This is a genomic window from Blastomonas sp. UPD001 (assembly GCF_003426715.1).
Lineage (GTDB): Bacteria > Pseudomonadota > Alphaproteobacteria > Sphingomonadales > Sphingomonadaceae > Blastomonas.
Map to the genome: position 1 here is coordinate 2,121,658 of NZ_QKVT01000001.1, position 5,804 is coordinate 2,127,461.

The 5,804-nt window shown below is 65.3% G+C and carries 6 protein-coding genes and 1 pseudogene; 2 read left to right on the plus strand and 5 right to left on the minus strand.

Annotation, left to right across the window (positions count from 1 at the left end):
* Together DM995_RS21825 and DM995_RS10790 are read left to right on the plus strand one after the other, a co-directional pair.
* Positions 1-212, plus strand: a 212-nt coding sequence (locus DM995_RS21825; RefSeq protein ID WP_198669325.1) for a hypothetical protein, incomplete at its 5' end; no start/stop codon positions are given.
* Between the two features lie 199 nt (positions 213-411).
* On the plus strand, positions 412-2,235 hold the full coding sequence (locus tag DM995_RS10790) for an AMP-dependent synthetase/ligase (protein WP_116969425.1): 1,824 nt from the start codon (positions 412-414) through the stop codon (positions 2,233-2,235).
* Positions 2,236-2,242: 7 nt separating this feature from the next.
* Here DM995_RS10790 and DM995_RS10795 read toward each other — a convergent pair whose 3' ends face one another.
* From DM995_RS10795 to DM995_RS10815, 5 genes and pseudogenes are all read right to left on the minus strand, one after another.
* On the minus strand, positions 2,243-2,866 hold the full coding sequence (locus DM995_RS10795; protein WP_157973164.1) for a DUF2306 domain-containing protein: 624 nt from the start codon (positions 2,864-2,866) through the stop codon (positions 2,243-2,245).
* A gap of 250 nt (positions 2,867-3,116) precedes the next feature.
* The gene (locus DM995_RS10800) at positions 3,117-3,644 is read right to left on the minus strand and encodes a CarD family transcriptional regulator (RefSeq protein WP_023837598.1); all 528 of its coding nucleotides are present in this window, start codon (positions 3,642-3,644) and stop codon (positions 3,117-3,119) included.
* Between the two features lie 484 nt (positions 3,645-4,128).
* The gene (gene fdxA, locus DM995_RS10805) at positions 4,129-4,467 is read right to left on the minus strand and encodes a ferredoxin FdxA (RefSeq protein ID WP_023837599.1); all 339 of its coding nucleotides are present in this window, start codon (positions 4,465-4,467) and stop codon (positions 4,129-4,131) included.
* A gap of 153 nt (positions 4,468-4,620) precedes the next feature.
* Positions 4,621-4,941 (minus strand): RNA-binding S4 domain-containing protein, encoded by a 321-nt coding sequence (locus DM995_RS10810; RefSeq protein ID WP_023837600.1) that lies wholly within the window; start codon positions 4,939-4,941, stop codon positions 4,621-4,623.
* Positions 4,934-5,804 (minus strand): annotated as a pseudogene (locus DM995_RS10815) (helicase-related protein); the annotation flags it as partial. The gene DM995_RS10810 and the pseudogene DM995_RS10815, both read right to left, overlap by 8 nt.

The following is a 5,804-nucleotide window of genomic DNA, read 5'->3' on the forward strand; positions in this document are numbered from 1 at the left end:
ACCGCCATTTCCTGCGCGCGCTGGCTTGCGGGGTCGGCGGGTTTGGTGCGCTCTGGCTGATCGGCTGGCTCTTCCAGGGCCTGGGCATGGTGCCGCGCGCCGCGATCCAGTTCGCCTGCTTCTTGCCGCTGGTGTGGCTCGGCCTCAAGTTCGGGCTCGATGCCGAGGACAAGGCCGCGTTGGGCAAGGCGGGGCGCAAACTCGCGCTGTGACGCACATTCGGCTGATTGCCCATGCAACCAAAGCCCGCTGGACCTTGTTCGCTTCTGATGGAAACAGAAGCGCGGTCCAGCTTTCTGTCGTGCCGTGATTTCCGAGCCGTGAAATGTTCCATTTCACTCGAAACCACTCTAGACCCGCATATCACAGACCGCGCGCACCAAGCGTGGCCGCAAGAGGAGCCCTGACCCGGTGATCGCCAACAAGTCTCTCGACCAGTTTGCCCGTTTCAACAATCTGCTCGACCTGTTCTTCGCGCGGGCGGACGAGCTGGGCGACAAGCCGTTTCTCTGGGCCAAGCGCGGCGGGGCCTGGACGCCGATCAGCTGGCGGCAGGCGGCGGGCCAGGTCGCGGAACTCGCGCATGCGCTCAAGGACATGGGGTTGCAGCGTGGCGACCGGGTGATGCTGGTGAGCGAGAACCGGCCCGAATGGTGCATAGCGGACCTCGCGATCATGGCCGCGGGCTGCGTCACCGTGCCGACCTACACTACCAATACCGAGCGCGACCACCAGCACATTCTCGACAATTCGGGCGCGCGCGCGGTCATCGTCTCCGATTCCAAGCTGGCGCGGACGCTGCTGCCGGCGGTGCTGCGCGCCGGCAATGCGTGGCATGTGATCGGCATGGAACCGGTCAGGGTGGGTCAGGCGAGCCGCTTCCGCGCGCACAACTGGTCCGATCTGGTCACCGGCGATGATGCGCGCCAGGCCGAATTGCTGCCCCAGGTGCGCGCCGACGCCGCGACGCTGACGCGGCAGGACACTGCGTGCATCATCTACACCAGCGGCACCGGCGGCGCGCCGCGCGGCGTGATGCAGCACCATGGCGCGATCCTGCACAATGTCGCAGGTCCCACCCGCGTGATCACCGAGGATTTCGGCTGGGACGAGGAGGTGTTCCTGTCGTTCCTGCCGCTCAGCCATGCCTATGAGCACAGCGCCGGCCAGTTCTTTCCGATCGGGCTGGGCGCGCAGATCTATTATTCGGAAGGGCTCGAGAAGCTCGCGAGCAATATCGAGGAGGTGCGCCCGACGCTGATGGTCGTGGTGCCGCGCCTGTTCGAGGTGCTGCGCGCGCGCATCCTCAAGCAGATCCAGAAGCAGGGCAAGGTCGCCAATTTCCTGTTCGAGCGCGCGATGGCGCTGGGGGAAAAGCAGCTCGCGGGCCGCGCCGGCATCGTCGACAAGCCGATGGACTTCATCCTGTCCAAGAGCCTGCGCCCCAAGATCCAGGCGCGGTTCGGCGGGCGGATCAAGGCGATGGTCTCGGGCGGCGCGCCGCTCAATCCGGAGATCGGCGTGTTCTTCCACGCGCTCGGGCTGACGCTGCTCCAGGGCTATGGCCAGACCGAGGCCGCGCCGATCATCGCGTGCAATCGGCCCAAGGTGGGGCTGAAGATGGACACGGTCGGTCCGCCGCTCGCCGATACCGAGGTGCGCATCGCCGAGGATGGCGAGATCCTGGTGCGCGGCGAGCTCGTCATGCACGGATACTGGCAGAACCCCGAAGAGACCGCGCGCGTGCTCAAGGACGGCTGGCTGCACACCGGCGACATCGGTTACATCGACGAGGCCGGGCGCATCGCGATCACCGACCGCAAGAAGGACCTGATCGTCAACGACAAGGGCGACAATGTCTCGCCGCAAAAGGTCGAGGGCATGCTGACGCTGCAGCCCGAGATTCACCAGGCAATGGTGGTCGGCGACCGGCGACCCTATCTGGTCGGGCTGGTCGTGCCCGATCCCGAATGGACGATGGAATGGGCGAGCGCGCAGGACCTCAAGGTCGATTTTGCCGCGCTCCAGGCCAATCCGCAGTTCAAGGCGGCGGTGCGCGCGGCGATCGACCGGGTCAATGCCGATCTGTCGGTGATCGAGAAGGTGCGCCAGTTCAATTTTGCCGACGAGCCTTTCACCATCGAGAACGGCGAGATGACGCCCTCGATGAAGATCCGGCGGCATGTCATCCGCGGTCGGTATCAGGACCGGCTCGACAGTCTGTACAAGAGTTGAGGGAGGGTCAGGCGGACCTGCGGCGGTTCCAAAGCTGCAGCCCGATCTCCGCGATCAGCAGCGGCCCGAGCCAATAGGCCCAGATGCCGAATGCCGGAGCGATCCCTTCCAGATCGTCCAGCCGCTGCGCCAGGCGGCAGAAGACGAAGGTCCAGGTCAGCACCATCGAGCGGATCATCCACATCTGGTGCGAACGCCACAACCTGCGGCTGCCCTGCCGCCAGCCCATCGAGGTCGCGACCAGCCATGCCACCGCCAGCGTGCCGGTCGCCCAGCCGCTCGCCGGATTGCGGTGCGGGTCGCTGATCGCGAGGAACAGCGCGACGAACGCCATGGTCATCCCTGCACCGACATAGGTGCAGCCGGTATGGCGGTGATAATCGAACGCGGCGCGGGTCCAGCCCATGTAGAGCGCGAGAAAGCCCGAGACGAGCGTCAGAAACCCGGTCAGCGCGTGCAGAACGATCCACAGGCTATGGTCGGCATGGGTCTGCTGCGCCCCGCCGCCGAGCGCGGGCAGCACGTTGAGCCAGACCACAGGCAGCGTCGAGAGGATCGCCGCCCAGAACAGCAATGCGGGCAGCGTGAAACCGGGTCGATGATCGATCGGCGGCCAGGCCTGGCTGGTCACGATGGCTCCCCCCTGATGATTTTGCGCCATCCTGCCTGATGCCGAAAAGCGCTGCAACCAGTCGCGCTGCATCGCCCTGCTCGTCACCGCCGCGCAGGCGGGGGTCCCGCTTCTTCTTCAACCTTTGACGGAAAGCGGGATTTCCGCGTTCGCGTGAATGACGGGCCGGGTTCGCGGACCGGAAATAGCAAGACCCCGGATCGGCCTCCACCGATCCGGGGTCTTGCTGAAACGTCGATGACGAAAGCGCTTATTCGGCGGCTTCGTAGTATTGCGGCGCGGCGGCGTTCAGGATCTCGAGGATCTTCTTGAGCGCGGCGGGCTCGTCGGTCTTTTCCATCGCGGCCAGTTCGCGCGCCAGGCGGCTCGAGGCGGCTTCGAAGATCTGCCGCTCCGAATAGCTCTGTTCGGGCTGGTCGTCGGGACGGAACAGGTCGCGGGTCACTTCGGCGATCGAGACCAGATCACCCGAATTGATCTTGGCTTCATATTCCTGCGCACGGCGCGACCACATGGTGCGCTTGACCTTGGGCTTGCTCTTGAGCGTTTCCATCGCTTCGCGCAGCGTCTTGTCCGAAGACAGCTTGCGCATGCCGATGCTTTCGACCTTGTTCACAGGAACGCGCAGGGTCATCCGTTCCTTTTCGAAGCGCAGCACGTACAGCTCGAGCTGCATGCCGGCAATTTCTTCCTTCTGAAGTTCCACAACACGGCCGACACCGTGCTTGGGATAAACCACATAATCGCCTACATCAAAAGACAGCGCTTTGGCGGCCATTCAAAAACCTTTCTGTATTCAGGGGAAGCGGGAGCCTTTTCGAACTCGCATGTCAGCCGTTCGATTGTTTCTCCTCAATGTGCCGAGAGTGGGACACCAATCAGCGCAAACCCGCTGCGCCAATAGGCCGCACTTAACAGATTCGTCACAAAATAGCCACCCCGTAATGGCCATTCCGGTCCTAGATGGGATGTCGGCGCGAAAAAACAATCGCGTTGGGGGGATTACGCTACGGAAACCGCGAACGTTTGCATCGGGCGGTGCAGATTGGCCGGATGGAGGTCGGCACAGTGGCCCCACCCCTGGCCCCTCCCTGTCCAGGGAGGGGAATATTCCGCTGGCCTTTCCGCAGTTCAGTCCTCCCCTGCAAGGGGAGGGGGACCACGCAGTAGTGGAGGGGTGTCCGCCTTGCTCCGGCGAGGACAACCCTTCGTCATCGCTGTGCGATGCCACCTCGCCTTACAGGGGAGGATTTGCAGATCGATCAGTCGCCCTCGCCGGGCTCGGGCGAGAAATAGGCTTCGTACTTGCCTTCCTTGCCCTTGTATTCATCGGCATCGGGCGGGCTGTCGCGCTTGACCGTGATATTGGGCCATTCGGCGCTGAACTTGGTGTTGAGCTCGAGCCACTTTTCCAGGCCGTCCTCGGTATCGGGCAGGATGGCTTCGGCGGGGCATTCGGGTTCGCACACGCCGCAGTCGATGCACTCGCTGGGGTTGATCACCAGCATGTTCTCGCCCTCATAGAAGCAGTCCACCGGACAGACTTCGACGCAGTCCATATATTTGCACTTGATGCAGGCGTCGGTGACAACATAGGTCATCGGCTGTGATCGCTCCCCTGAATGCGTACCGGCGCGGGGCACCGGTCGGGCGTGGTGATGGCATAATGATGCCGCAGTGATTCTGGGCGCCTTGCTATTGTCACAAGGCCGATGCGTCAATATGGCGCTGCCTTGCCCGTCCCAAGCCCCGCTTTATCCGGTCGCGCGCGCTTCTGTGGGTTCGCTGTAACAGGCGAGCGCCTCGTCCGCCGGTCCGCGGCGTCGGGGCAGATGGTCGATCTGCAGCACCAGCACCCGGCTGCCCTGCGGCACGGTGAGGATATCGCCGCAGCGCACCGCGTGGTGCGCCTTGACGACGCGGTGGCCGTTGCTGCGGATCACCCCCTGCTCGGCGAGCATCTTGCCCTGCGATCGGCTGCGCACCAGCCGCAGATACCAGAGCAGCAGGTCCATGCGCATATGCGCGCCCGCGTTGCCGATCGATGAGGATGCTCCGCCGCCCTTTTCAGCCAATCGCCACCTTCCATTCCTTCAGCGCGGCAAAATGTCCCCGGTTCTCCTGGCCCGCCGCTGGGCCCTGAGCCTTTTTCCGCGCCAGCCCCCGCCAGCGCCATAACCTTTGCTTGTCCGATCCGGCGTCCGCCCCGGCGTCGGCGGGCGTCGCCTCGCGCCGGAAGCCCGCCGCGCGCATCAACCGCTCGGCATTGGCGGCGGTGAGCCCCATCGAGATGGCAAGCGCGGGATCGATGGCGAAGCTGGCTGCATTACCCTTGGCATCATGCGCAGCGCGGATGAGCTTTTCCGCCATGTCGACGCGCAGCGCCTGGTCGCCGAGCCCGCGATAGGCCGGATGCCCCTCACCCGGCAGGGCCGATGCGGGAACCACCGCGCGCAGGCTCTCGATCGCGGGATCGAGCGCCTCCGGCAGCGCTGCGCCCGCACGCACCGCGCGCATCAGCCGCAGCATCGCCTGGCAATCGGCGCGGATCATCGCGGCGCAGAAAATGTCGAGGCTACCCAGCCGCACGCCCAGCCGCTGCAGCACCTGCCGCGAAGGCCCGTCGAGCGCGGCGATCAGCGGCTCGGCCTCGGTCCGGGGAATCGCCCCGCCTGCCTCGACCAGTTGCACCAGCAGCGCGCGCAGCGGGCCGGAGCAGCGCTTGTCCTCGGCGGCCCGGGTGAGCGCACGCACCGGGGCGAGCGCCTTTTTGAGATGCGCCTCGAGCCAGTCCGTGACATGCGCCAGAAGCGCCTCCCGATCGGGGCGGGGGATGGCATCGAGCGCGCGGTCGGGCTGAAATCGCGGATGGCCGAGCGACGCCCCGCGCACCAGCAGGCCGATCCGCTGCCCGCGCCAGAACAGCGCCGGCCGCCCC

What these genes read in the sequence shown, in the direction of transcription:
- DM995_RS10800 (WP_023837598.1), bottom strand. Translation starts at nt 3,644, where the DNA reads ATGGCCGCCAAAGCGCTGTCTTTTGATGTAGGCGATTATGTGGTTTAT.
- fdxA (WP_023837599.1), bottom strand. Translation starts at nt 4,467, where the DNA reads ATGACCTATGTTGTCACCGACGCCTGCATCAAGTGCAAATATATGGAC.